At 67.8% G+C, this 22,815-nt stretch carries 21 protein-coding genes and 2 pseudogenes; 7 read left to right on the top strand and 16 right to left on the bottom strand.

The window, feature by feature from the left end; translation table 11 throughout:
• Nucleotides 1-44 precede the first annotated feature (44 nt).
• The 5 genes and pseudogenes from CLM62_RS23960 to CLM62_RS51835 all read right to left on the bottom strand — a co-directional run.
• The gene (locus tag CLM62_RS23960; protein WP_095751962.1) at nucleotides 45-401 is read right to left on the bottom strand and encodes a DUF4326 domain-containing protein; all 357 of its coding nucleotides are present in this window, start codon (nucleotides 399-401) and stop codon (nucleotides 45-47) included.
• Between the two features lie 6 nt (nucleotides 402-407).
• A complete protein-coding gene (locus CLM62_RS23955) occupies nucleotides 408-1,190 on the bottom strand; it encodes an SGNH/GDSL hydrolase family protein (protein ID WP_095751961.1) in 783 nt (260 codons plus the stop codon).
• A 67-nt stretch (nucleotides 1,191-1,257) separates the two neighbouring features.
• Nucleotides 1,258-2,271 (bottom strand): hemolysin family protein, encoded by a 1,014-nt coding sequence (locus CLM62_RS23950; RefSeq protein WP_095751960.1) that lies wholly within the window; start codon nucleotides 2,269-2,271, stop codon nucleotides 1,258-1,260.
• Complete coding sequence (locus tag CLM62_RS23945) at nucleotides 2,268-3,602, bottom strand: hemolysin family protein (RefSeq protein ID WP_095751959.1); 1,335 nt, start codon at nucleotides 3,600-3,602, stop codon at nucleotides 2,268-2,270. The genes CLM62_RS23950 and CLM62_RS23945 overlap by 4 nt, the downstream gene beginning before the upstream one ends.
• Nucleotides 3,603-3,760: 158 nt before the next feature.
• Nucleotides 3,761-4,087, bottom strand: a pseudogene (locus tag CLM62_RS51835) (GNAT family N-acetyltransferase); the annotation flags it as partial.
• 730 nt (nucleotides 4,088-4,817) lie between these two features.
• Here CLM62_RS51835 and CLM62_RS23935 point away from each other — a divergent pair.
• The 4 genes from CLM62_RS23935 to CLM62_RS23920 are packed head-to-tail and all read left to right on the top strand — an operon-like array spanning nucleotide 4,818 to nucleotide 10,056.
• A complete protein-coding gene (locus CLM62_RS23935) occupies nucleotides 4,818-7,382 on the top strand; it encodes a hypothetical protein (RefSeq protein ID WP_095751958.1) in 2,565 nt (854 codons plus the stop codon).
• Between the two features lie 29 nt (nucleotides 7,383-7,411).
• Nucleotides 7,412-8,413, top strand: a complete 1,002-nt coding sequence (locus CLM62_RS23930) for a UbiA family prenyltransferase (RefSeq protein WP_095751957.1) — start codon at nucleotides 7,412-7,414, stop codon at nucleotides 8,411-8,413.
• 36 nt (nucleotides 8,414-8,449) lie between these two features.
• Nucleotides 8,450-9,172: a fatty acid desaturase gene (locus tag CLM62_RS23925; RefSeq protein ID WP_095751956.1), complete on the top strand. Its 723-nt coding sequence runs from the start codon at nucleotides 8,450-8,452 to the stop codon at nucleotides 9,170-9,172.
• A complete protein-coding gene (locus CLM62_RS23920; protein WP_306457931.1) occupies nucleotides 9,094-10,056 on the top strand; it encodes a patatin-like phospholipase family protein in 963 nt (320 codons plus the stop codon). Before CLM62_RS23925 ends, CLM62_RS23920 begins: the two co-directional genes overlap by 79 nt.
• Before the next feature lie 28 nt (nucleotides 10,057-10,084).
• Here the strand turns inward: CLM62_RS23920 and CLM62_RS23915 are convergent, their stop codons facing one another.
• The 7 genes and pseudogenes from CLM62_RS23915 to CLM62_RS23885 form a co-directional block, all read right to left on the bottom strand.
• Entirely contained in the window at nucleotides 10,085-10,681 is a 597-nt protein-coding gene (locus tag CLM62_RS23915; RefSeq protein WP_143659132.1) for a hypothetical protein, read from the bottom strand.
• 273 nt (nucleotides 10,682-10,954) lie between these two features.
• On the bottom strand, nucleotides 10,955-11,374 hold the full coding sequence (locus tag CLM62_RS23910; protein WP_095751953.1) for a GNAT family N-acetyltransferase: 420 nt from the start codon (nucleotides 11,372-11,374) through the stop codon (nucleotides 10,955-10,957).
• A 126-nt stretch (nucleotides 11,375-11,500) separates the two neighbouring features.
• Nucleotides 11,501-12,358 (bottom strand): hypothetical protein, encoded by an 858-nt coding sequence (locus CLM62_RS50195; protein WP_179382203.1) that lies wholly within the window; start codon nucleotides 12,356-12,358, stop codon nucleotides 11,501-11,503.
• A 203-nt stretch (nucleotides 12,359-12,561) separates the two neighbouring features.
• Nucleotides 12,562-12,802 (bottom strand): annotated as a pseudogene (locus CLM62_RS53140) (GNAT family N-acetyltransferase); the annotation flags it as partial.
• A 56-nt stretch (nucleotides 12,803-12,858) separates the two neighbouring features.
• Nucleotides 12,859-13,743 (bottom strand): LLM class F420-dependent oxidoreductase, encoded by an 885-nt coding sequence (locus tag CLM62_RS23895; protein ID WP_095751952.1) that lies wholly within the window; start codon nucleotides 13,741-13,743, stop codon nucleotides 12,859-12,861.
• A gap of 46 nt (nucleotides 13,744-13,789) precedes the next feature.
• Entirely contained in the window at nucleotides 13,790-16,354 is a 2,565-nt protein-coding gene (locus tag CLM62_RS23890) for an ABC transporter permease (protein WP_095751951.1), read from the bottom strand.
• Between the two features lie 4 nt (nucleotides 16,355-16,358).
• Complete coding sequence (locus tag CLM62_RS23885) at nucleotides 16,359-17,213, bottom strand: ABC transporter ATP-binding protein (RefSeq protein ID WP_095751950.1); 855 nt, start codon at nucleotides 17,211-17,213, stop codon at nucleotides 16,359-16,361.
• 226 nt (nucleotides 17,214-17,439) lie between these two features.
• Between CLM62_RS23885 and CLM62_RS23880 the strand changes: the two genes are divergently transcribed.
• Both CLM62_RS23880 and CLM62_RS23875 read left to right on the top strand, forming a co-directional pair.
• Nucleotides 17,440-17,658: a toxin-antitoxin system HicB family antitoxin gene (locus CLM62_RS23880; RefSeq protein ID WP_095751949.1), complete on the top strand. Its 219-nt coding sequence runs from the start codon at nucleotides 17,440-17,442 to the stop codon at nucleotides 17,656-17,658.
• Between the two features lie 4 nt (nucleotides 17,659-17,662).
• Nucleotides 17,663-18,037, top strand: coding sequence for a fic family toxin-antitoxin system, toxin component (locus tag CLM62_RS23875; protein ID WP_095751948.1), 375 nt, complete (start codon nucleotides 17,663-17,665; stop codon nucleotides 18,035-18,037).
• A 17-nt stretch (nucleotides 18,038-18,054) separates the two neighbouring features.
• Here CLM62_RS23875 and CLM62_RS23870 read toward each other — a convergent pair whose 3' ends face one another.
• The 4 genes from CLM62_RS23870 to bioB all read right to left on the bottom strand — a co-directional run bounded on the left by CLM62_RS23870 (nucleotide 18,055) and on the right by bioB (nucleotide 22,054).
• Complete coding sequence (locus CLM62_RS23870; protein WP_095751947.1) at nucleotides 18,055-18,744, bottom strand: class I SAM-dependent methyltransferase; 690 nt, start codon at nucleotides 18,742-18,744, stop codon at nucleotides 18,055-18,057.
• 191 nt (nucleotides 18,745-18,935) lie between these two features.
• A complete protein-coding gene (bioD, locus tag CLM62_RS23865; protein ID WP_095751946.1) occupies nucleotides 18,936-19,652 on the bottom strand; it encodes a dethiobiotin synthase in 717 nt (238 codons plus the stop codon).
• A gap of 1 nt (nucleotide 19,653) precedes the next feature.
• Entirely contained in the window at nucleotides 19,654-20,934 is a 1,281-nt protein-coding gene (locus CLM62_RS23860) for an adenosylmethionine--8-amino-7-oxononanoate transaminase (protein ID WP_095751945.1), read from the bottom strand.
• Nucleotides 20,927-22,054: a biotin synthase BioB gene (gene bioB, locus CLM62_RS23855; RefSeq protein WP_095751944.1), complete on the bottom strand. Its 1,128-nt coding sequence runs from the start codon at nucleotides 22,052-22,054 to the stop codon at nucleotides 20,927-20,929. The genes CLM62_RS23860 and bioB overlap by 8 nt, the downstream gene beginning before the upstream one ends.
• A 196-nt stretch (nucleotides 22,055-22,250) precedes the next feature.
• Between bioB and CLM62_RS23850 the strand changes: the two genes are divergently transcribed.
• Nucleotides 22,251-22,815, top strand: a 565-nt coding sequence (locus tag CLM62_RS23850) for an aminotransferase class I/II-fold pyridoxal phosphate-dependent enzyme (RefSeq protein ID WP_143659131.1), incomplete at its 3' end; no start/stop codon positions are given.

Genomic DNA, 22,815 nt, shown 5'->3' with positions numbered 1-22,815 from the left:
TGGCGGTTTGCGCAGGCCAGCGCCGCGGGTGTCTTCGTCGGAAGCTACAAGAGGGGCGGGGGAGGCCTCTCCGCGAGTTCCGCCAACACCTCCGCATGACACAGCTCCGGCGCACACCAGCAGGCCAGCGCCTTCCCGCGCAACGAAGGCACCAGCTCCAGCAGCTCCGGCCGCTCCAGCAGATACGCCCGGTACTTCGCCATGACCTCCGCCCGCGTCCCGTCGCGCCTCTTCGCCGGGGTGTCGTAGGCGAACGGGTTGTACAGCGGGTGCCGGGGCAGGTCCCAGCCGCCCATCGTCCAGCGGCGGCCGACGTAGACGAGGTCCTCGGGGGCGTGCTCCAGCCGGGGGCCGTACTCGTGGATCCGGCCCCTGACATTGACCACCCGCGTCGCCGTCATGACGGGTTACACCGTCGGTCCTTCGTACGGCAGCAGCTCGGGCCGTTTCGGCGGCAGACCGTCGCCCGACGAGCGGCCCGTCAGCCGTCGGCCGATCCAGGGCAGCAGGTGCCGCCGGGCGAACCGGGCGTCCGCGACGCGGCGGGCGACCCAACCGGGCGGCGGTGTGAGGGGCAGCGGCATGCGCCACTCGGTGTCCTCGGGTGCGTAGCCGAGGCCCTGCCACACCGCCTCCGCGACCCGCCGGTGTCCCTCGGCCGTCAGATGCAGCCGGTCCACGTCCCACAGCCGGGGATCACCGAGCGAGGGCGCCCCGTACAGGTCGACGACCACAGCGCCGTGCCGCGCGGCGAGCTCGTCGACACAGGCGAACAGCTCCTCCATGCGCGGCCGGAAGCGCTCCAGGACCGGACCCTGGCGTCCCGGGCTGCGCATCAGCACCAGCTGCTTGCAGGACGGGGCGAGCCGTTCCACGGCCTCCGTCAGCAGCCCGCGCACCCGTCCCATGTCGCACTTGGGGCGGAGCGCGTCATTGAGCCCGCCCACCAGCGTGATCACATCCGCCTCCATGGCCGCCGCCACCTCGACCTGCTCGGCGACGATCTGCCCGATCAGCTTGCCGCGCACCGCGAGGTTCGCGTAGCGGAAACCGGGGGAGTGGGCCGCCATCCGCCCGGCGAGCAGGTCGGCCCAGCCCCGGTAGGTGCCGTCCGGCAGCAGGTCCGACATGCCCTCGGTGAAGGAGTCGCCGACGGCGACCAGGCTGGTGTGAGTGGGGTTCGTCTGCATGGCGACAGAGATGGTAACCCGGTTCCATACCCGTCGGTCGGTCGGCCCGGAGGCCTCCCGCGAAGGCTCAGGCCCGCTGTCCGAACAGCTCCCGCAGCACGTCCTCCATGGTCACCAGACCCGTCAGCCGCCCGTCCGCGCCCAGCACGGCCGCCAGATGCGTACGGCTGCCGCGCATCGCCGTGAGCACGTCGTCCAGCGGTGTGCTCTCCCGCACCCGGGCGATCGGCCGCATGTCCTTCAGGAGGAACGGCAGGTCGCGCGGGGTCTTGTCCAGCGCGTCCTTGACGTGCATATAGCCGATGATGCGCCGCCCCTCGTCCACCACGGGGAAGCGGGAGTAGCCGGACTCCGCAGACAGCGCCTCCAGCCGCTCGGGAGTGACGCCCAGGTACACGTACGCCACCCGGTCCAACGGAAGCACCACGTCCCGCACGGGCCGGCGCCCCAGCTCCAGCGCGTCGTGCAGCCGCTCACGCGCACGCTCGTCGATCAGGCCGGCCTCGCCGGAGTCCCGTACGATCCGGGCCAGCTCGGCGTCCGAGAAGGTGGCCGCGACCTCGTTCCTGGTCTCGACCCGCAGCAGCTTCAGCAGGGCGTTCGCGAAGGCGTTGATCGTGAAGATCACCGGGCGCAGCGCCCGGGACAGGGCGACCAGCGGCGGGCCGAGCAGCAGCGCACTGCGCACCGGCTCCGCGAGCGCGATGTTCTTCGGCACCATCTCGCCGAGCAGCATGTGCAGATACGTCGCCAGGGTCAGCGCGATCACGAAGGACACCGCGTGGCCCGCGCCCTCCGGCACGCCCAAGGCGTGGAAGACCGGCTCCAGCAGATGCTCGATCGCCGGCTCCGCGACCACACCCAGCACCAACGTGCACAGTGTGATCCCGAGTTGCGCGGCCGCCATCAGCGCGGAGACGTGCTGCAAACCCCACAGCACGCTCTTCGCGCGCCGGTCGCCCTCCTCGGCGTACGGCTCGATCTGGCTGCGGCGCACGGAGATCAGCGCGAACTCGGCGCCCACGAAGAAGGCGTTGACGACGAGGGTCGCCAGACCGATCAGCAACTGGATCGTGGTCATCGCTCCGCCTCGTCCTTCATCTCGTCGTCGAGCGGCGCGCGCAGCAGCAGGCGTGCGGCCCTGTGGCCCGACGCGTCCACCACGTCCAGCCGCCAGCCCGCGACCTCGACCCGGTCGCCGACGGCGGGTATGCGGCCGAGTTCCGTCGCGACCAGGCCGGCCAGCGTCTCGTACGGCCCCTCGGGAGCCCTGAGGCCGACGCGTGCGAGCTGGTCGGTGCGGGCGGAGCCGTCCGCCGAGTACAGGGCGTGGCCGTCGTCGTCGCTGCCCGCCGGGGCCAGGTCGGGTGTCTCGTGCGGGTCGTGCTCGTCGCGCACCTCGCCGACGACCTCCTCGACGATGTCCTCCAGCGTGGCCACGCCCGCCGTACCGCCGTACTCGTCGATGACGACGGCCATGGTGCGCTTGCCGGACAGCCGGTCGAGCAGCCGGTCGACGGTGAGTGACTCCGGGACCAGCAGCGGTTCGCGCATCAGCTCGGAGACGGAGACGCGGTGCCGGCGCTCGGCGGGCACCGCAAGGACGTCCTTGATGTGCGCCGTGCCCACGACCGAGTCCAGGCTGCCGCGGTAGACCGGGAACCGGGACAGGCCCGTCGCCCGGGTCACGTTCGCCACGTCCTCGCAGGTCGCCTGGGCGTCCAGGGCGATGACCTGCACGCGCGGTGTCATCACGTTCTCCGCGGTCAGATCGGCGAGGTTCAGGGTCCGTACGAACAGTTCGGCGGTGTCCGCCTCCAGAGCGCCCTCCCGGGCGGAGTGCCGGGCCAGCGCCGCCAGCTCCTGCGGCCCGCGCGCGGAGGCCAGCTCCTCGGCGGGATCCAGGCCGAAGCGGCGCACCGCGTGGTTGGCGGTGTTGTTGAGGTGGGTGATGAAGGGGCGGAAGGCGGCGCTGAACCAGCGCTGCGCGTTGCCCACGGTCTTGGCCACGGTCAGCGGCGAGGAGATCGCCCAGTTCTTGGGCACCAGTTCGCCGACGACCATCAAGAACACCGTCGACAGGGCCGTACCCAGCACCAGCGCGAGGGAGCTCGCCGTCGAACGCGAGGCACCGAGCGACTCCAGTGGGCCGGCGATCAGCGCGGCGATCGAGGGCTCGGCGAGCATGCCGACCACCAGGTTGGTGACCGTGATGCCGAGCTGCGCGCCGGAGAGCTGGAAGGTCAGGCTGCGTACGGCCTTCAGGGCCCCGGCCGCGCCCCGCTCGCCGCGCTCCACGGCCCGTTCCAGCTCGCCGCGCTCGACGGTGGTCAGGGAGAACTCCGCCGCGACGAAGGCGCCACAGACGAGCGAGAGGAGGATGGCCACCAGCAACAACAGCACTTCTGTCATCGGTTCACCCCCTCCCAGGATCGGACAGGGCAGTCAGACGCGCGATGTCGGGTACTGGGAGGCTCGCCCATGGGCGGACGCTCACACCTTTCATGGAGGACCGAGTGACCCTCCAATGGTAAAGGATCAGCAAAGGTGTGCGGTCGGCGCTGCCTGTCCTAGTCGCTGAAGGGCTTGACCCAGCGCTGCCAGTGCTCCTCGGGCGCGTACCCGGCGGCCAGCCACGCGTGGTGCGCGCTCTCGTTGCGCTGCAGCACCATCGCGTCCCCGCGGCGCCCGCCGAGCCGTACGAACCGTTCCTCGGCGGCCGCGAGCAGCGCCGAACCGATGCCCTGTCGGCGGCGGTCCGGGTGTACCGCGAGCCGGTACAGAGGGCAGCGCCAACCGTCGAATCTTGTCAGGTCACAAACATCCCGGTGATGCCCGTGCTCATAGCGGCTTGATCCAGCGCCGCCAGTGGTCCTCGCGATGGTTCGTTGGATTCCAGGACCATGGCGTCGACCCGTCGCCCGCATCCGGTGAAGCCGGCTATCACGGTCCCGATGAGGAGGCTGTCGCGTTCTGCGAGGAGCAGCGCTCCGGGGTCTGTTGCAGCGCGCTGGCCTGTCTGGCGAACGGGTTTCGTTGCGGGGAACGGGAGGGAGCGTTGCTCTCTATGCATCAGTTGCGCCAGCTGGCACAATGACCCTTGAGATGTAATCCGTCACGCGATACCTCACGCTTGCTGGAGACACGGGGGAAATGGATCACGGTGGCGTAGCACGGGTGTCCTCAGACATAGATTTCATAGCACGTGAGTTCACCGGGCGTGAGTGGCTTCTCCCCAGGATCGCAGAATGGCTCGACGACCGGAGCAGCCACAAATTCCTGCTCGTCACCGGGCCTCCTGGTGTCGGAAAGACCGCGCTGTGCGCATGGCTCAGCGGTTCCGGTCCAGTGCCGGACGGTTCTGCTGGCGTGCTACTGCGCCACATACGTAAGCGTTGGAACTCATTTCAGTTCTGCAGCCGACGGCTTGAGGGTGCGAGCATCGACCCACGGTCATATGTCAGACGATTGGCCGTGGATCTTGCGTCGACCGTACCCACCTATGCGCATACGGTACTCCGGGCCGCTTCACCGCCGTCGACCCGAGTCGACATCAATGTCGGAAGCAATCTCGGCAAGGTAGTCGGAATACATACCGATCATCTATGGATCACCGGAAGATCCATCATGGACGGTTTCAGTGAATCCATCAAGATGCCGCTGGAGCTACTGGCCGAAGAATCACCTGAGTTGAATTTCGCTATTCTGGTGGACGGCCTGGACGAGGCGCTCACGGCTGGTGGGACGTCGATTCCTCACCTCATCGCCAGCATGTCCGACCTGCCGGGAAATGTCAAGGTTCTCATATCGGCGAAAACTGATCGAAGAATCCGTGACCTATTTCCCACGCAGACCGCGATAATCGACCTCGCGGATGCTGGGATCGCGCCACAGAGCCGACAGGATGTCCTCTCGTTCGTGGAACGCCGTTTAGCACGAGATCTGAACCCCGCCGATCACGATTGGCGGCCGGAAGAGATCGCCAGTGCCGCCGATGTCAACTTCCAGTACGCGCGGCATCTGCTCGATGAGATCAAGTCCGGAAACATCGACAAGGCCCTTGCCATCCCAGGGGGACTTTCCCAGCTCTACAGCTCCTACCTTGACCAGTTAATTCCGAACTCCGGAGACTACGGTCAGGGCGATGCAATTCTCCAAAATTATCTGCCCCTTCTGGAGTTGTTGTCTGCAGCACTCGCCCCCATCCCGGTCGCACGGGTCGCCGTAATCCTCGAGTGGCCTATTCAGGCGGTTAGCACCCGTATCGACGAACTGCAACAGCTCATCGACTTCAGGCATACCGAAAATTCTGATGTACGCTTCTTCCACAGCTCCATGGCGGAATTCGTCGGGGTTACTGTGCTTCCGGACCGGACACCGAACCGCTATCATGCACCGGCCCGCGAGATTCACGCAAGAATCGCCAAATCCTACTTGCGCAGCTTCCCGGGGGGCGACGAGGAGGATTGGCAGAGCATAGATCGGTACGGACTCAACTATCTGGCGGAGCACATAAGAAGCGGTATCGGCGCCGGAATGATGGAGGCCGACGATCTGTACAATCTGGCGATAAATTCTGGATATCGCCGTGCGCAGGTAGCGGCCGGCTCACTCGATTCCATGCTCCGGACAGCAACTGCAGCGCTGGAACACGCCATCGAGACCAACAGCAGTTCAGCAATAACAAAGCTGATCGAAGCATTCGCAGCGGCGTCCGAGCCCCAACTTCACGGACTCGCCGCGAACGCTCTGTCAAGAATGAGCCCCGGGCTGCGAAAAGATGAGATTCTCCGGCTGCTCTCGCGCGAGACGACCCGGCAGATCGCGCTCAACGCCGCCTACCAACTCGGGTTCTCCGCCGAGGACCTCTTCCAGGAAATGGCTCTGGCCAACCATTCCGAGTTGCCTCGGATGGTGGCATACATGGCCTATCTGAAGTGGTTGCAGGGCGAGCATGAAATTGTCATGCGTTTCGCAGAGACGATTGCGCGAGATATTCGTTTGTACGTGCCCTGGGACGCTCGACGAAGACTCGCCTTTCTGGCTGATGTGACCATCATTCTCTATATCAATCTTGCGCACGACCACCGGCTCATCCAATGGGCAGATGGTCTCTGGTGGCACCTTCTCACGCGCAGGCTCCATGTCCGTAAATTCAACCATCGCTTCATGGCTGCCCTGCTGACCTCGGTCGCGGCGGACACCATCGCGCAACGGCTGGGCGAAGCGGTCATGGTGGACGCGATGCAATCGCCAAGTGTCTATTTCCATGGCGGGCAGAAGCCGCGCGAGCTTCTCGGCCGCGCCATCGACCTTCTGGATCCGCGCAGTGATCTGCGTGCAGAATACGATCTGCTCGCGGAACTACTCGGTTCGGACATCGCCTTTCTCCGGGTCATCGGGGCCATCGTCCTCTCCTCGCACTGCAGCCGTTCGCTGCAGGACCTCGAGGAATTCCTTGCCGAGCGGTACACCAATCTCCCGCCCAGGGCACGGCTGTGGCATCTCATCGCCTTCGGGGTGCTTGCACCGACCGTCAGCGATTGGCGTCCCTTTGTCGCATGGCAGACCGATTACCTACTCAAGAACGATCGCGCCACCATTGTGACTCGCGACGCAGGAGCGATGCGGTCGCTCAATCTCATTCTTCTTCCGCTGGGTCTGGCCTGCGGCAAGGTCGGTGCACCGATGATCGAGGTCGAGAACTCCTTGCGCGATGCGATAGCCAGCGGCGATTCCGACCTTGCGGTAGCTCTGGTGGAAGCTCTCGGCGTCGTCGGTATCTACTATCCGGACCAGTCGCTGTCCGCGTTCCAACTGGTCCCGGCCTCGGTCGGCGGAATAGTCGGATCCAAGATCGTCGATTCCTTGGCGATACTGAACGTGCTGCATCCGCAAGCTGTGGATCTGTTTCTGGAGGAAACCGGTCGCGGGCATCTTCGCATGAATGTACGATCCAAAGTCAACGTGGTGAACACTCGCCGAATAATCGACCAGGTCGGATTCTTCAATTCCGCCATCTACCAGGCCGCACGCAATCCGATAATGCGTGAACGGTTGACTAAGCCGGCCTTGCGCTGCCTCAATGAGTCATATTCTGTAAAGCAGTTCGCCAAAAGCTACACACAGATCCTGCTCAGGCTTGCACGGGACTATGACTTCCATCCGGGCGCATGGACCGTGGAGGAATGAATATCTAGGAGGTTGATCTCATAGGCACCATGAGAATGCTGGCCAGCTTCCTCCGGCTCCCCCTGTACGGGTGGAGCCTGGCACTCCCGATCCTGGGTGCTATGACGGCCACAGACACCCGCCCGCAACGAATCGTCTTTGCTCTCTGCATGTCCGTGCCGTTCCATGTGATCCTCTCGGTCGTCAATGATCTGGCGGATATCGAGGTCGATCGTGGCGATCCTCGAAAGGCCGGTCGACCGCTCGTCAGCGGCACAATCAGTTCCGGTGTCGCACTCGCCGTCATAGTATGGGCCGTCGTTTTCGCATTCCTCATGGACCCCATTGTCCTGGGATTCGACATGGATCGTCTCCTGGTCCTTTTCCTGGCCTTCGCCTCAACCGCCGCATACAATATTGCAGGAAAGCGGACACCTGTTCCGCCGTTCATGGATTTTCTCCAAGGAGTCGGCGCGGCGGCGTTCGCTTATTACGGTGCGCAGGCCGCCGGGGAGGCGACGCGTGATTCTCTGCTGGTGGCTGTGGCGATTACCGTCTTCATCACGTTCATCAACGGAGTGCACGCCGGATTGCGTGACCTGTCGAGCGATTACTCGTACGGCGCTCGCACCACGCCCGTTCTATTTGGAGCAAGACCTTCTGCCACGGATGGCCCTCATATCCCTCGTGGGCTCGTCGTCTACGCGTGGTGCCTCCAGGTGTTGTTGGCCTCACTCACACTCGGACCGTTCCTGAGCTATTCCGCGAACGAAGGTCTCTCCTGGCTGACAGCGATCGTTGGGCTGGGCTTCGGCGTCGCCTCATTCGCGTCGCTGTACTTGTCGCTCAATTCCCGCTCAGAAATGTCCCGAAGATATATTTTTGCCGGTGTCCAGTTGCTGACCGGATTCGGCATGGTTGCGCTGCTGGCCGGTGGTAGGTCAGGCGGTCCCGTGGCCGTGGCGGTGTTCACCCTGGTGCTTTTCCCGCTCATCGTCAGACGCCTTGCGCGTCGAATAGGATCCGCGCGCAGAAAACTCGCCCACAGATGACGGAAGCCACGCGTCGGAAACAGGGGTGCAGAGTTGATGAATGACTGGCTGCCGTCCGCGATGGACGTCATTCTTTCGGTGATCCTCAGTCAAATTGCAATATATGGACAGTCGGTGTATTTGCATCGCTGTCTTGCTCACCACTCTGTCACGCTTCACCCATCTGTGTGCTTCTTGTTCCGCTTGAGCATCTGGCTGCTCCTCGGCAGCAACCCGAGGGAATGGGTTGCTGCTCATCGGCTCCACCACCGGCACGCCGACACAGAAGGAGATCCGCATAGCCCACTCTTTGAAGGGCTCTTTGCAGTGACCTTTCGTGGATCAAAGCTGAACCGCGCGGCGTGTGCGGACCGCGCGGTAGTGAACCGTCTGACCAAGGACATACCGAGCGATTTTGTCGAGCGAATGCCCTTCGGGCGGCGGTATGGCGGTATTGCGCTCACCTTGATCTTCTTCTCGCTCTGCACCGGCCCGCTGGATACTTTCTGGATCTATTTGCTCGCTTTCGCGCAGATACTCGCCGGAATAGGCATTGTCAACGGGCTCGGCCATTTGCCGGGTCCCCAGGTCTCCGGACACATTGGGCGCAATCTCCGATCCTTCGCCCTCTTGACCGCGGGTGAGTCACTGCACGCCAATCATCATGCTTCGCCGGCCAATGCCCGCCTGGCCACAGCGAAGTGGGAACTCGACCCCGGCTGGTGGTTCATTTCGTTCCTTCGGCATGTCAAACTCGCCGAAGTCCGTCGTCTGCGGTGACGCTCGTGCCTGCCGGGAGATCCTTCACCGGAATCGCTGACGGAAGTCTTGACGTCCTGGATGTGCTCCTTCGAAGGCAGCGAAGCCGGAGTAAGCCAGGAGCACGTGGGGACCCGCATCGAGTTGCCCTGGTGGTCGAAGGCGGAGGTATGCGTGGGGCGTACACCGCCGGCATGGTGGACGCTCTGGCACAGCTCGGGCTGCGTGACAGCTTCGACGTCGTCTACGGGACCTCAGCCGGAGCGTTTTCCGGTCTGGTTTTCGCGGCCAACGGCGCGCATGGAGCTTCCTCGATATATTCGGAGTTCCTGTCCGGTGCACAGTTCATCAACTATCGGAGACTCAGGACCGGATCCGGGCCCTTGATGAATCTGCGCTATCTGACAGACGAGGTGCTGACCCGGAACCGCCCCCTGGACTTCGGAGAGATCTGCGAAGGGAACATTTCCGTACGACTGGTCGCGACGTCCCTGGCGTCGGGACGACCATCCGTGTTCTCCGACCTTGCCACGACCGTCGAGTGGAAGACCGCGCTCAGGGCATCGGCGTGTGTACCGTTGCTGGCTGGTCGCCCTGTGACGTTTCGCCGCGCCCGCTGGATCGACGGCTCGATCAGCGAGCGCATCGCCTTGTCCAGAGCGATCCGCGACGAGGCGACTCATGTACTGGTACTGCGATCGCGCGTCGCCGACACCGTCGGCCCCCATATACCTCGGACCGCTTATGCACGGGTTCTGAACGTGCGGCCGTACATCCACTGCGGCGTCCGACCGCTGACGACATCGGCAGCGATGTTGGCTCATGCGTCACAGGTCGGCGCGAGAGCTGTGCTTCAGACGTTTTCACGCGACCTGGGGAGCGAAGGAGAGAATTCCCTTGGCTGATGTACGGTTAATTCGCTCCACTCGACCCTCAGCCGAGGTCGTCGACGTCGAGGCCGACCGTCTCTCCACCGGCGTTGACTGTGTCGACACGCATGCGAGCGCTGACATCGACATTGCCCACGCGCTTCGCCCGTACGGCTGCCACATAGCCGTCGACCTGCACAGCGGTGATCTCGACATCCACCTTCGCACCCGATCGCTCACGGTTCTCTCCGCGCAGCGTGATGCGCCTTCCATACACCGTTTCGAGAAGTTGCCGTAGGGCGTGTGCCGACTGCACGAGTGTCGCGTTCTCGGGATCGATGGGCTCGATCCCTTCCGCGTACTCGCTCAGCGATCGGCTCAGTTCACGAATCGACTCGTTCTGTTCCGTCGCCCTCGCATAGTCGATCTGCACCATCCCGATAGGCCCGTCAAGCGCGTTTCCGCCGTCCACGAACACCTCGCCCTCGACGGCCTCGCCCTCGCGCCGGGCCCGCATTCGCCGTAGCAGGTCAGTGGCTTGGCCATAGAGAAACCGGATGCCCTCGGTCAGGGCAACCGCACCGATCGACGCAATGGTCAGTGGCTCAGCCAACGCTCTTCCAAACTCTTGATACGGAGAGGCGCTCTTGTAATTTGCCATGCTATCGGACGACCTGAATACCTGTCACTGTTCCGGAACCCCGCTTCAGTCGCCTCCTGCCCCACCTTGAGCGGTTAAGTCGACAACCCTCCAGCTCGCGGTGTCTTCCGGTCCAGTCAGCCATGCGACGAGCCGCTGATGCATCGAGACTGACCACCGCGAGATGGATCAGGGCCTCGGCCTGGGGTGACTACGGGGGCCGGCCCAACGGAGTCGTGCTCACCCTGCTGAACTGTCTGCTGCCGTCTACTCACAAACATCCGCTGCCCGCATCTACAGGGGCTTCACCCAACGTCGCCAGTGGTCCTCGCGATGGTAGCCGCCCGCGGCCCACGTGTGGTGGGCCTGTTCGTTGGCTTCCAGGACCATGGCGTCGACGCGTCGCCCGCCCAGGGCGGCGAAGCGTTGTTCTGCGGCTTCCAGCAAAGCGGTGGCGATGCCTTGCCGACGGTGGTCGGGGTGTACGGCCAGTCGGTAGGCGGAGCATCGCCATCCGTCGAAGCCGGCTATGACGGTTCCGGTGAGGAGGCCGTCGCGCTCGGCGAGCAGCAGGGCTTCGGGATCTGTGGTGATGAGTCGGGCCACTCCGTCGTGGTCGTCGCTGATGCTCGTTCCTTCCGCGGCGTCGCGCCAGAACTGCAGCACGGTATCGATGTCCGAGAGGGTGGCGCAGCGGATGTGGAGATCGCTCATGGGGTGAGCCAAACAGAGCGCTCGCCTGTCTGGCGAACGGGTTTCCGTGCCGGGGAATCGAGAGCGGGGCGGTCTTGCTCCCGGGTTCGTATAAGCCACGAGCCCGTCGGACGAACTTAAATGGGGTCACCTCGGCCTGAGTTCGTGGGAGAGGCTGCGCAGCCAGGGCTCAGCGAAGGCGGGCTCCGAGTTGAAGGTCCGAACAAGACGCCGCCGCACCGTTCGTGTCCGCCCGGCCTCGACCAGGGCGACGGCGGTGGCGAGGGCGCGCGTGGGACCGTCCCCGCGAACGGGCACGCTCACCGCGTTGTCGTGCCAGCGCTGGGGTGGGAAGGAGGGCGCGGTCTTCGGCTCGTGGTCTCCCAACAGATGCCACACGCTCCGGTCGAGGGAGACGTTCTGTACCGCTCTCGCCGGCAGATCCCCTGTCCAAGGGTGGTGCTGCTGCCAGCGCCAGGTCTTGGGGCTCGTCCGGGTGCGCGCGGTGATGCCCAGATAGCGAAGCCTGCCCCGAATGACTGGCCAGGGCTCCCGAGACTCCTCGACCCAGTCGCGCAGGACCGTGTGCAGGGTGGTGAATGTGCGCCCGGCCCAGACCAGGTCGACCAGGGCCAGTGGGCGCCGCCGTCGCGCCAGGTCGCACGGGGCCATCCCGGCAGCCGCGAGGTGCTCGCGCATCCGGCCCACGTCACGCCGCGACAGCTCCGCTGTGCCACCGGCGCACGACAGCGGCAGGCGACCGAGCCGCCTGGACCAGGAGGTCTCCGCGAGCGCACCACCGAGCAGGTCGAAGACACTGTCCGCCGACCGTCCGACAAACCGCAGGTCCGCGTCACCGGAGCGGGCGACGACCCTCGCCGCACACACCGTCAGCTCGTCCAGGTACCAGAGGTCCGGCTGTTCAACGCCGTCCAGCAGTGTGCCGAGCTGGTCAGGGCGCAGCAGATCCCAGCGGTGCGGCTGGGGCGGATTGCTTGTGGACATGCCTACCAGTTCAGCATCGGCAGGCCACTGGTCACACCCGGTTTTCCCAAGCCCGCTGTTGCCTCCGCGTAGGTGCGCGGCGCGCGTGTCGCCACCGCTTGCCGTCGCGTCGTCGGACGCGCGGCGCTCACCGCGATGATCGCGGCCCGGACCTTTCGGTTACCCGTCCTCTGCCGCCCTGCGGACGCTTGGTCTTTTTGGCGGCGACAGCCGTCGAAGCCCGCGATCACGTGCCGACCCGGGTGCCGTCCATCCCCCACTCTCGGCTGCGCTCGAGCGGGGGGACCCCCATCGCCAGGATCAGGGCCTCGGGATCGCGGGCGACCAGCCGCTGACACCGTCCCGGTCGTCACTGATGCTCGTACCCTCGGCGCCCACCTTCCAGAAGGCCAGCACGGTGTCGAGGTCGTCGGGTGTCGCGGCCCGTATGCGCAGGTCAGTCATACGGCGATCCCATCACGCCCACCGGACCGGGACGCCGAATTCCAGCATCCGGACGCTCACCGGCCGCGCAACTCGGCGACGACCGGCGCGAACGCCTCCATGTACGGCTCCAGGACGGTCAGATACGAGAAGCCGTACCGCTCGCGCTGCGCCAGCACCTTCGCGGTGATCTCTTCCAGGGTGCCGGCCAGTACGAGGGGCAGCTCCAGGGCCTGTTCCACGGTCAGGTCCGGCACGTGCTCCAGGAGGGGCCGCACGGCCGCCTCGGGGTCGTCGGTGATCGCCACCAACTGGATCAGGAGGTTCAGTTCCGCCGGCTCCGCACGTCCCTTCGCCAGGTCCTGGTACCTGGCCACGCGCTCGTCGAGTTCCTCGGGTGTGATCGGCAGCAGCTTGCCCGCGGTGTCTCCCGGCACCGGGCGGGCGCCGGTGAAGGCCGCGATGTCGGCGTGCTCGGCGGTGAGCCGCAGCATGCGGTCGCCGTTGCCGCCGACCATCAGCGGCACCTTCCGCACCGGCTGCGGTTGGTGTTCCGGGGAGCCGAGCAGCCGACCCAACTCCTCGATCGTGCGCCGGAGACGGTCCACCCGCTGACCGGGCGAGCCGTACGGCAGTCCGGCCGTGTCGTGCTCCGCCTGTACGTATCCGGTGCCCAGGCCCAGCTCCAGCCGTCCGCCGGTCAGCGCGTCCGTCGTGGCGACCTCGCGGGCCAGCAGCGCCGGGTTCCAGAAACCGGCGTTGAGCACGAACGTGCCCAGCCGCGGCCGCTCGGTGGCCTCCGCCGCCGCGACCAGCGCGGGGAACGGCGCGACCATGCCGAGGTGGTCGGGGACGAGGATCACGTCGTAGCCGAGTTCCTCGGCGCGCCGGCATTTGGCGCGCCACTCCTCGGCCGGGGCAGGGACGATCATGCTGGCACCGAAGCGGAACGGACGCGACATGAACCCTCCTCAGCTGCAAGCGACTTGAGTACCCGTCCCGATTCCATCACTCGTGCGCGATGGCCGCCAGCACATTCATGCGGGATGCACGCAACGCGGGAAGCAGTGCCGCCACGACGCCCACCACCGCCGAGCCGACGACGACCGCCAGGATCGTGTACCAAGGGATCGCCAGCGCGTCCATGCCCTGCAGCGCGAGCACCTGCTGGGTGCACACCCCCCACACCAGCCCCAGCGCGAGGCCCAGCACCGCGCCGAACACCGCGATCACCACCGACTCCAGCCGGATCATCCGGCGCAACTGACGCCGGGCGAGCCCGATGGCCCGTAGTAGCCCGATCTCCCGGGTCCGCTCCACGACCGACAGGGCCAGGGTGTTGACCACGCCGAGCACCGCGATGACGATCGCCAGCCCGAGCAGCGCGTACACGAGGTAGAGCAGGACCGCGATCTGGTCGTGGACCAGCTCCTTGTAGTCGGCCAGGTCGCGCACCTGCACCTGCGGGTACGGGTCGAGCGTCCGCTCCAGGTTCGCGCGCAGGTCGTCGGCGCTCGTGCCGGAGGCGGCGTTCACGTACACAGCGGAGTCCTGCCCGCCCGGTGCGAACTTCTCCAGCGTGGCCAGGCCGAAGTACAGCCCGCCCTGCATGCCGAAGCCCTCCGACGCCTGGTCGGCCAGGGCACCCACCGTCAGCTCGGTGGTGCGTCCGCCCTGGAACTCGACCGGGATCCTGCTGCCGACCCGCACGCCGTGGTCCCGCGCGAAGTCCGCGCTCATGGCGAGGCCGCCGTCCGCGAGCGCGGCCGCGGTGTTCCCTTCCGCGTACGTGATGTTGGCGACCTCGTCGAGCTCGGGGTCGTACCCCGCGGCGCTCGTCTCGACACGGTCGCCGTCCGGCAGCCGTACGGCGACCGGGGTGAACCGTGACCGTACGACGAGCCCCACGCCCTTCGTGTCCTCCACCTCGTCGGTGACCTCCTGCGGAAACGGCAGGAAGTTGCCGTTCTGCACCACGAAGTCGGCGCCCAGCGTCTTGTCGATCTGCTGGTCGAAGGACTTCGTCATCGAGGCGCTCGCCACCGACATCCCGCCGACCAGGGCCAGGCCCACCATCAACGCGGCCGCCGTGGCACCGGTACGGCGGGGATTGCGCAGGGCGTTGCGCTGGCTCATCCGGCCGATCGACCCGAACAACGCCGGGAAGGCCCCGCCGAGCACCCGGATCACCGGCCGCACCAGCAACGGGCCCGCGACCACCGTCGCGAAGAGCGTCAGGACGATGCCGAGGACCAGCAGGGACGCCGCCGAACCGGTCTCCGTCGCGACGACGCACCCCACGAGCGCGGCCGCGCCCATCGCCCCGACGACGCCGCCCACGATCGCGCGCACCGTCAGCGGACGCCCGATCCCGGCGATCTCCGCGTCCGCGAGGGCCGCCATCGGGGAGACGCCCGCCGCGCGCCGGGCCGGGAGGTAGGCGGCGACGAAGGTGACGCCGACGCCGACGACGTACGCCGCCACGGGCGTGCCCCAGCCGATGACCATCTCGGAGGACTTGATGTTCATGCCCAGCGTGTTCATGAGCGAGATGAGCCCGGCGGCCAGCCCGATGCCCGTGGCCAGGCCCACCGTGGAGCCGACCAGGCCGAGCAGCGTCGCCTCGGTGAGGACCGAGCGGCGGACCTGGCGGCGGTCGGCGCCCAGCGCGCGCAGCAGGCCCAGCTCGCGGGTGCGCTGCGCGATCAGCATCGAGAAGGTGTTGACGATCAGGAAGACGCCCACCAGCACGGCGATGCCGGCGAAGCCGAGCATGACGTACTTGATGATGTCGAGGAATCCGCCCAGCTGCTCGACGTCCGACTCGGCCTGCTCGTCGGCCGTCCGGTACTCGTAGGTGCCCGCGCCGAGCGCGGCGGCCACGCGCTGCTTCAGCTGCGCGTCGCTCACGCCCTCCTCGGCGTCGACCGAGATGCTGGTGGCCGCCCGCGCGTCGCCCAGCAGTTTCGTCTGCGCGGTCTGCGGATCGAGGAAGAGCAGCGCGGCGCCGGGGTTGGTCGTGGTGAAGGTGGCGATGCCGACGACCTCGACCTTGAACGAGCCCGGCGGCGCGATGACCGTGAGGGTGTCGCCGATGCGCACGTCCTTGCGGTCGGCGGTCTCCGAGTCGAGCATCGCCTCGGTCGGCTCGCGCGGCGCGTGACCCGAGGTGAGCTCCACGGGGCTGCGCTCGTCGGGGTTCCAGTCGGTGCCGATCGTGGGGGCGCCGGTGGTCGGACTGACGGACTCGTTCTTGTCGTCGACGACGGTGATGTTCTCGATCTCGGCGTCCGCGCGCGCGGCGGCCACCCCGTCGACCCGTGCCACCCGGTCCGCGAGCGCGGCCGGCACGGTGGCCGTCATACCGGACGGCACCGCCTCGTCGAGGCCCTCCCGCGGGCTGACGGTGACGTCGGGCGCGGTCGAGGCGAAGAGCCGGTCGAAGGTCCGGCTGAGAGTGTCGGAGAAGATCAGGCTGCCCGAGACGAACGCCACGGACAGCACGACGGCCAGCGCGGAGAGCAGCAGCCGTCCCTTGTGGGCGAGAAAGCTCCTCAGCGTCGCCTTCAGCACGGCGTCAGTCCTTGTCGCGGAGGGAGCGCGGGGAGCCGTCGGCGGGGATCGCACCGGGCGCCGGACCGTCGCCGCCGAACGGCGCTCGGGTCACGTCGAACTGCTTCATTCGCTCGAGGACCGCCTCCGCCGTGGGCCGCTCCATCTCGTCGACGATCCGCCCGTCCGCGAGGAAGAGCACCAGGTCGGAGTGGGCGGCGGCGCCCGGGTCGTGGGTCACCATGACGACGGTCTGCCCCAGCTGGTCGACGGCCTCGCGCAGGAACCCGAGGACCTCCAGGCCCGCCCGCGAGTCGAGGTTGCCGGTCGGCTCGTCCGCGAAGATCAGCTCGGGCCGGGAGGCGAGCGCCCGGGCACAGGCGACCCGCTGCTGCTGGCCGCCCGAGAGCTGCGAGGGCCGGTGCTTCAGCCGGTCCCGCAGCCCGAGCGTGTCGATGACCTGGTCCAGCCACTTCTCGTCGGGCCTCTTGCCCGCGATGTCCATGGGCAGGGTGATGTTCTCGGCCGCGTTCAGGGTCGGGATGAGGTTGAACGACTGGAACATGAACCCGATCCGGTCCCGGCGCAGCCGGGTCAGCTCGCGCTCCTTCAGCCCCGTGATCTCGGTGTCGCCGAGCCACACCTGTCCGGCCGAGACGGTGTCGAGCCCCGCCAGACAGTGCATCATCGTGGACTTGCCGGAGCCCGACGGCCCCATCACGGCCGTGAACCGGCCGCGCGCGATGTCCACGTCCACCGAGTCCAGGGCCAGCACCGTCGTCTCGCCCGAGCCGTACGCCTTGGTCAGACCGCGGGCGCGGGCCGCGATCCCGTCGGCCGACGCCTGGCCCGGCACGTACTGAGCAGCAGGGGTGGACAAGATTGCCTCCTCGCTCCTGGACGTACGACTTCTCCGATACGACTTCTTTGATACGACTTCTCCGTCCCGGCCGAGAGTAATGTGATCCGGCCCACACCCGGTATCCACCTTGAGTCCCGGGATGTCTCCATCCCAGGTCGGGCCCCTGATGTCCGTGTAAGGGGCACTCTCCATCCCCGGGAGGGCCCTCTTGCCGATGCTAGCGTCTTGGCGCTAGCTTCTAGGTATGGCGAAGACCCAGTTGAACGTGCGGGTGGACGAGGACACGGCCCGAGCGGCCCGCGAACGTGCCCTGTCCCGCGGTATGAGCGTCAACCGCTACATCGAGGAACTGGTCAGACAGGACACCGGCGAGGTCGGCCACACCTTCGTGGAGGCCGCCGCCGACTTCATGAAGCAGTACGAGAAGGTGTTCGCCGACGAGATCGGCGACGGTCGCCGCTGATCCGTTGAGCAACCTCAGAATCGACCTTGCCTGGCTCCTGATGCTCGCCGAACAGAGGACCCCGGGAGACCCCCAGGTCACCGACTGGGGCGCCCTCGTCGCCGCCGTCGCGCGCCACCAGGCCGAGATATTCGACGCGCCCGTCTACGACAGCCCCCACGCGCGTGCCGCCGCGCTGCTCCAACTCCTCATCCACATCCCCGCGTTGGAGCGTTCCAACGCCCTGTTCGCGTCGGCTGTCGCTTACGCCTACCTGGTCGCCAGCGGACTCAAGGTCGCCACCTCGCCCGAGCAGGTCCGTCACCTCGCCCGGCTGGTGAAGAGCGGCGAGGCCTCGGTGCACGACATCGCGCGGGAACTGCGCCAGTGGAGCCTGTGATCAGCCGGAGTCTGTGATCAGCGCTCCTCGAGCGCGGGACGCCACGCGGTGCCCAGCACGCAGTACGACGTGGGCAGTCTCGGCCCCTTCTCCGGCATCAGCATCCGCCGGTAGGGGCCGAGTTCGAACCCGGCGTCCCGCAGTGCGGCGATCGGGTCCCGGGCCAGATGGCAGCCGCCGTTCAGCGGCGGCCACACCGTGCGGTCCAGGGCGCGCTGGGTGCAGGTCATCACCCGGCCGCCGCCCCTGCCGTGCTCGAAGAACCGCACCGCGCCGCCGGGCCGCAGCACCCGCCGTACCTCGCCGAGGGCCCGCGGCACGTCCCGCACACTGCACAGCACCAGGGAGATCACCGCCCCGTCGAAGGCCTCGCTCTTGACCGGCAGCGCCTCCGCCGCACCCGGCACCACGTCGACGGGCACCCCGCAGCGCAGGGCGGACTCGACGGCCAACTGCCGCAGCGTGCGCTCCGGTTCGATCGCCACGACCTCCGAGACCGTACGGGGATAGTGCGCGAAATTCAGGCCGTTGCCCGCGCCGATCTCGATCACCCGCCCGGACAGCCCGGCGAGCAGCCGCTCGCGGACCCCGGCCATACCCATCCTGGTCTCGGCGTTCACGCTGATCCGGGCGTAGTACCGGGCGAACAGCGGGTGGTGGACGGCATCCCGTGCCACCTTGCCGGAGCCGGTGGACCGTAGCGGCATGGCAACCTCCCTCGCAGGACGGGCGCTACCGCGATTGTCCCCCGGCCGGGCCCGTCGCACCCCCGCCGTGCGCCGTTTGCCGGTGGCGTATGGCCTAAGGGATCCTTGCACTATGAGCGCGCGACCCGGGCGGGCATAGTGCAAGGACCCCTACTGCGCTTCTGATGGATCTCCGCGGCGTCGAAGCCGTCTCAGGGAGACTCCCGCCTCCGGAACGCCTCCGCGTCCCACGTCCCGTCCAGCCGCGGCGCCAGCCAACCCGGCGCCGCCGCACGGAAGCCGGCGGGAGCGAGCGCCCCCGCCCCGGCGGGCAGGGCGCCGAGCAGCGGGACTCCGGACACGTCCGGCAGGTCCGCCAGATTGCAACGCGAGGCCAGGTCCGGCGCCTGGGGCCAGCTGCCGATCACGACACCGGCCAGGTCGAGCCCGCGCGAGCGGAGTTCACGTGCCGTCAGTTCCGTAGTGTTCAGCGTGCCCAAACCCGCCGACGCCACCACCAGCACCGGTGCCGCAAGCAGCCCGGCCACGTCCGCCAGTGTCCCGCCCGCCGCGTCGAACCGGACGAGCAGTCCACCCGCCCCCTCGACCAGCACGAGGTCATGTTCGGTGGACAGCTTCGCGGCGGCCTCGGCGACGTCTCGCGGATGCACCGGCACCCGCCCGGCCCGGCGCGCGGCCGTCGCGGGCGCCAACGGCTCGGGGTAGCGGGCGAGTTCGGCCGTCGTCACGGCACCCGCGAGCCGCGCGACCTCGTCGGCGTCCCCGGGCTCGTCCGGTCGTACGCCCGTCTGCGCGGCCTTGAGCACGGCCACCGACCGTCCGGCCGCGAGCGCGGAGGCGGCGACGGCGGCCGTCGTGATCGTCTTGCCGACCTCCGTGCCCGTGCCCGTGATCACGAGTACCGGCATCTCATCCCTCCCGCGCCGCCGCGCACACCGCGCGCGCGATCCGTGCCACGTCCGCGTCGCCGGTGACGTACGGCGGCATCGTGTAGACGAGGTCGCGGAACGGCCGCAGCCACACGCCCTCGCGCACGGCGGCCTCCGTGGCCGCCTTCATGTCCACCGCGTGGTCCAACTGGACGACCCCGATGGCCCCGAGGACCCGCACGTCCCTGACCCCGGGCACCTCCAGCGCGGGCGCCAGCCCCTCCCGCAGCCCCGTCTCGATCCGCTTGACCTCCGCAAGCCAGTCCTGGCCCAGCAGCAGTTCGATCGAGGCGCAGGCGACGGAGGCCGCCAGCGGGTTGCCCATGAAGGTGGGTCCGTGGGCGAGCACCGGGACCTCGCCCCGCGAGATGCCGTCGGCCACGCGCGCGGTGCACAGCGTGGCCGCCATCGTCATATAACCGCCGGTCAGCGCCTTGCCCACGCACATCACGTCCGGCGTCACCGCCGCGTGCTCCGCCGCGAACAGCGCACCCGTGCGCCCGAACCCGGTCGCGATCTCGTCGAACACCAGCAGCACGTCGTGCGCGTCGCACGCCTCGCGCAGCACCCGCAGATACGCGGGGGAGTGGAACCGCATCCCGCCGGCGCCCTGCACCACGGGCTCGACGATCACCGCGGCCAGTTCGTCGGCGTGTCGTGCGACGAGCGTGCGCAGATGGTCGGCGTACGACTCCTCGTACTCCACCGGCGGCGGGTCCGCGAACACCTGGCGCGGCAGCACCCCGGTCCACAGCTCGTGCATCCCGCCCTCGGGGTCGCACACCGACATCGGCTGCCAGGTGTCCCCGTGGTAGCCGCCGCGCCAGGTCAACAGGCGCTGTTTCGCATCGCGGCCCAGCGAACGCCAGTACTGCAGGCACATCTTGACCGCGACCTCGACCGACACCGAACCGGAGTCGGCGAGGAAGACATGCTCCAGGGGATCGGGTGACATGTCGACAAGGAGCTTCGCGAGCCGCACGGCGGGCTCGTGCGTGAGCCCGCCGAACATCACATGGCTCATCCGCCCGAGCTGCTCGCGCGCGGCTTCGTTCAGCACCGGGTGGTTGTAGCCGTGGATGGCCGACCACCAGGACGACATGCCGTCGACCAACTCGCCCGAGCCGTCGGCCATCTTCAGCCGCACTCCGCTCGCCGACTCCACGACGAGCGGCTCGACGCGGCCGGGCATGGGGCCGTACGGATGCCAGACGTGCCGCCGGTCGAGCTCCAACAGGTGGGGCACGGACAGGTCAGGCATTGGGCGCGAGGTCCGTTCCGGCGCCCCGGCGGCGTACGGCGACCAGGTCCGTGCGGGGCTCGCCGACCGACGGGGCGGCGGAACCGCAGACACCCTCGGAGCCGCATCCCCCCGGGACCCGGTGCTCCGGCAGCGTCACCTGATCGGTGCCCTCCACCTCGAACCCGGCGTCCGCGATCATCTCCAGGTCGGCCTTGCCCGCCTGGCCCTCGCTGGTCAAGTAGTCGCCCAGGAAGATCGAGTTGGCCAGGTGCAGGGCGAGGGGCTGCATCGAGCGCAGATGGACCTCGCGGCCCCCCGCGATGCGGACCTCCGCGTCCGGGCACACGAACCGCACCATCGCCAGGATCCGCAGACACCGCTGAGGGGTGAGGTTCCACTCCTTGGCCAGCGGCGTGCCCTCGAACGGGATCAGGAAGTTGACCGGCACCGAGTCGGGGTCCAGCTCGCGCAGCGAGAACACCACATCGACCAGGTCCTCGTCCGACTCGCCCATGCCCGCGATCAGACCTGAGCAGGCGGACAGCCCGGCCGCGTGCGCCTTCTGCACGGTCTCCACGCGGTCGGCGTACGTGTGCGTGGTCGTGATGTCCGCGTACGTCCCCTCGGACGTGTTGAGGTTGTGGTTGTACGCGTCTGCGCCCGCCTCGCGCAGCCGCTCCGCCTGGCCATCGGAGAGCAGACCGAGGCAGGCGCACACCTCGACGCCCTCGTTCTGCTCCTTGATCGTCTTGATGGTGTCCGAGACCCGGTCCACGTCCCGATCGGTCGGGCCGCGCCCGCTGGCCACCAGACAGACACGCTTGGCACCTCCCGCCAACCCGGCCGCCGCGGCCTTCGAGGCCTCGTCCGGCTTGAGCCAGGTGTACTTGAGGATGCCGGCCTGGGAACCGAGCCGCTGGGAGCAGTACGAGCAGTCCTCCGGGCACAGGCCCGACTTGAGGTTGACGAGGTAGTTGAGTTTCACCCGTCGGCCGAACCAGTGCCGGCGCACCTTGCCGGCCGCGGCCACTACATCGAGCAGGTCGTCGTCGGAAGTGGCGAGGACGGCCAGCGCCTCCTCGCGGCTCGGCGCCTTACGCCGAAGCCCCTTGTCCACCAGCGTGTTCAGCAGGTCCATGAGAGCCGATCCTGTCCTACGGAGCCGCCCCGGGCCAAGGAGAGTTCGCACAACACAGACGCTTCGACGTGTGGGTATTGCCACATCCTGGGTGCCTGGTCGCCCCGCTAGTGTCTGTGCACTGCCTACAAAAGCCCCCGCTCCGCGGGCTGCCCACGAGGCTCTGTGCCGCCCACCACCATTCCCCGGAGGACCCATGGCGTTCGGCTGGATCGACGAGCAGGCGCGGATGCGCCGCCGAGCCGGACTCGTACGGACCCTGCGCCCCCGCCCCGCCGACACGCCGCTGCTGGACCTCGCGAGCAACGACTACCTGGGCCTGGCGCGCCACCCGGAGGTCATCGAGGGCGCGGCGCGGGCGGCGCGGACCTGGGGCGGCGGCTCGACCGGGTCCCGGCTCGTCACCGGCACCACCGAGCTGCACACCGAGCTGGAGGGCGAGCTGGCCGACTTCTGCGGCTTCGAGGCGGCGCTGGTGTTCTCCTCCGGGTACGCGGCCAACCTCGCCGCCGTCACCGCGCTGGCGCCGCACGGCTCGCTGATCGTCTCCGACGCCGGCAACCACGCCTCGCTGATCGACGGCTGCCGCCTGGCGCGGGGCACCACGCAGGTCGTCGGACACGCCGACCCGGACGCCGTACGCAAGACACTGCGGACCCACGACGGTCCCGCCGTCGTCGTGTCCGACACGATCTTCTCGGTCGACGGCGACGCGGCCCCGCTGGCCGCGCTCGCCGAAGCCGGCCGGGAACACGGCGCGG

Source organism: Streptomyces sp. SA15 (genome assembly GCF_002291145.1).
Taxonomy (GTDB): Bacteria; Actinomycetota; Actinomycetes; order Streptomycetales; family Streptomycetaceae; genus Streptomyces.
The sequence above is the reverse complement of the archived record's forward strand: the minus strand, read 5'-3'. Positions and strand labels throughout refer to the sequence as shown.

What these genes read in the sequence shown, in the direction of transcription:
- CLM62_RS23915 (WP_143659132.1), bottom strand. Translation starts at nt 10,681, where the DNA reads ATGGCAAATTACAAGAGCGCCTCTCCGTATCAAGAGTTTGGAAGAGCG.
- bioB (WP_095751944.1), bottom strand. Translation starts at nt 22,054, where the DNA reads ATGGACCTGCTGAACACGCTGGTGGACAAGGGGCTTCGGCGTAAGGCG.
- CLM62_RS23895 (WP_095751952.1), bottom strand. Translation starts at nt 13,743, where the DNA reads ATGTCGCGTCCGTTCCGCTTCGGTGCCAGCATGATCGTCCCTGCCCCG.
- bioD (WP_095751946.1), bottom strand. Translation starts at nt 19,652, where the DNA reads ATGCCGGTACTCGTGATCACGGGCACGGGCACGGAGGTCGGCAAGACG.
- CLM62_RS23930 (WP_095751957.1), top strand. Translation starts at nt 7,412, where the DNA reads ATGAGAATGCTGGCCAGCTTCCTCCGGCTCCCCCTGTACGGGTGGAGC.
- CLM62_RS23945 (WP_095751959.1), bottom strand. Translation starts at nt 3,602, where the DNA reads ATGACAGAAGTGCTGTTGTTGCTGGTGGCCATCCTCCTCTCGCTCGTC.
- CLM62_RS23950 (WP_095751960.1), bottom strand. Translation starts at nt 2,271, where the DNA reads ATGACCACGATCCAGTTGCTGATCGGTCTGGCGACCCTCGTCGTCAAC.
- CLM62_RS23925 (WP_095751956.1), top strand. Translation starts at nt 8,450, where the DNA reads ATGAATGACTGGCTGCCGTCCGCGATGGACGTCATTCTTTCGGTGATC.
- CLM62_RS50195 (WP_179382203.1), bottom strand. Translation starts at nt 12,358, where the DNA reads ATGTCCACAAGCAATCCGCCCCAGCCGCACCGCTGGGATCTGCTGCGC.
- CLM62_RS23870 (WP_095751947.1), bottom strand. Translation starts at nt 18,744, where the DNA reads ATGCCGCTACGGTCCACCGGCTCCGGCAAGGTGGCACGGGATGCCGTC.
- CLM62_RS23935 (WP_095751958.1), top strand. Translation starts at nt 4,818, where the DNA reads ATGGACGGTTTCAGTGAATCCATCAAGATGCCGCTGGAGCTACTGGCC.
- CLM62_RS23880 (WP_095751949.1), top strand. Translation starts at nt 17,440, where the DNA reads ATGGCGAAGACCCAGTTGAACGTGCGGGTGGACGAGGACACGGCCCGA.
- CLM62_RS23960 (WP_095751962.1), bottom strand. Translation starts at nt 401, where the DNA reads ATGACGGCGACGCGGGTGGTCAATGTCAGGGGCCGGATCCACGAGTAC.
- CLM62_RS23910 (WP_095751953.1), bottom strand. Translation starts at nt 11,374, where the DNA reads ATGAGCGATCTCCACATCCGCTGCGCCACCCTCTCGGACATCGATACC.
- CLM62_RS23955 (WP_095751961.1), bottom strand. Translation starts at nt 1,190, where the DNA reads ATGCAGACGAACCCCACTCACACCAGCCTGGTCGCCGTCGGCGACTCC.
- CLM62_RS23860 (WP_095751945.1), bottom strand. Translation starts at nt 20,934, where the DNA reads ATGCCTGACCTGTCCGTGCCCCACCTGTTGGAGCTCGACCGGCGGCAC.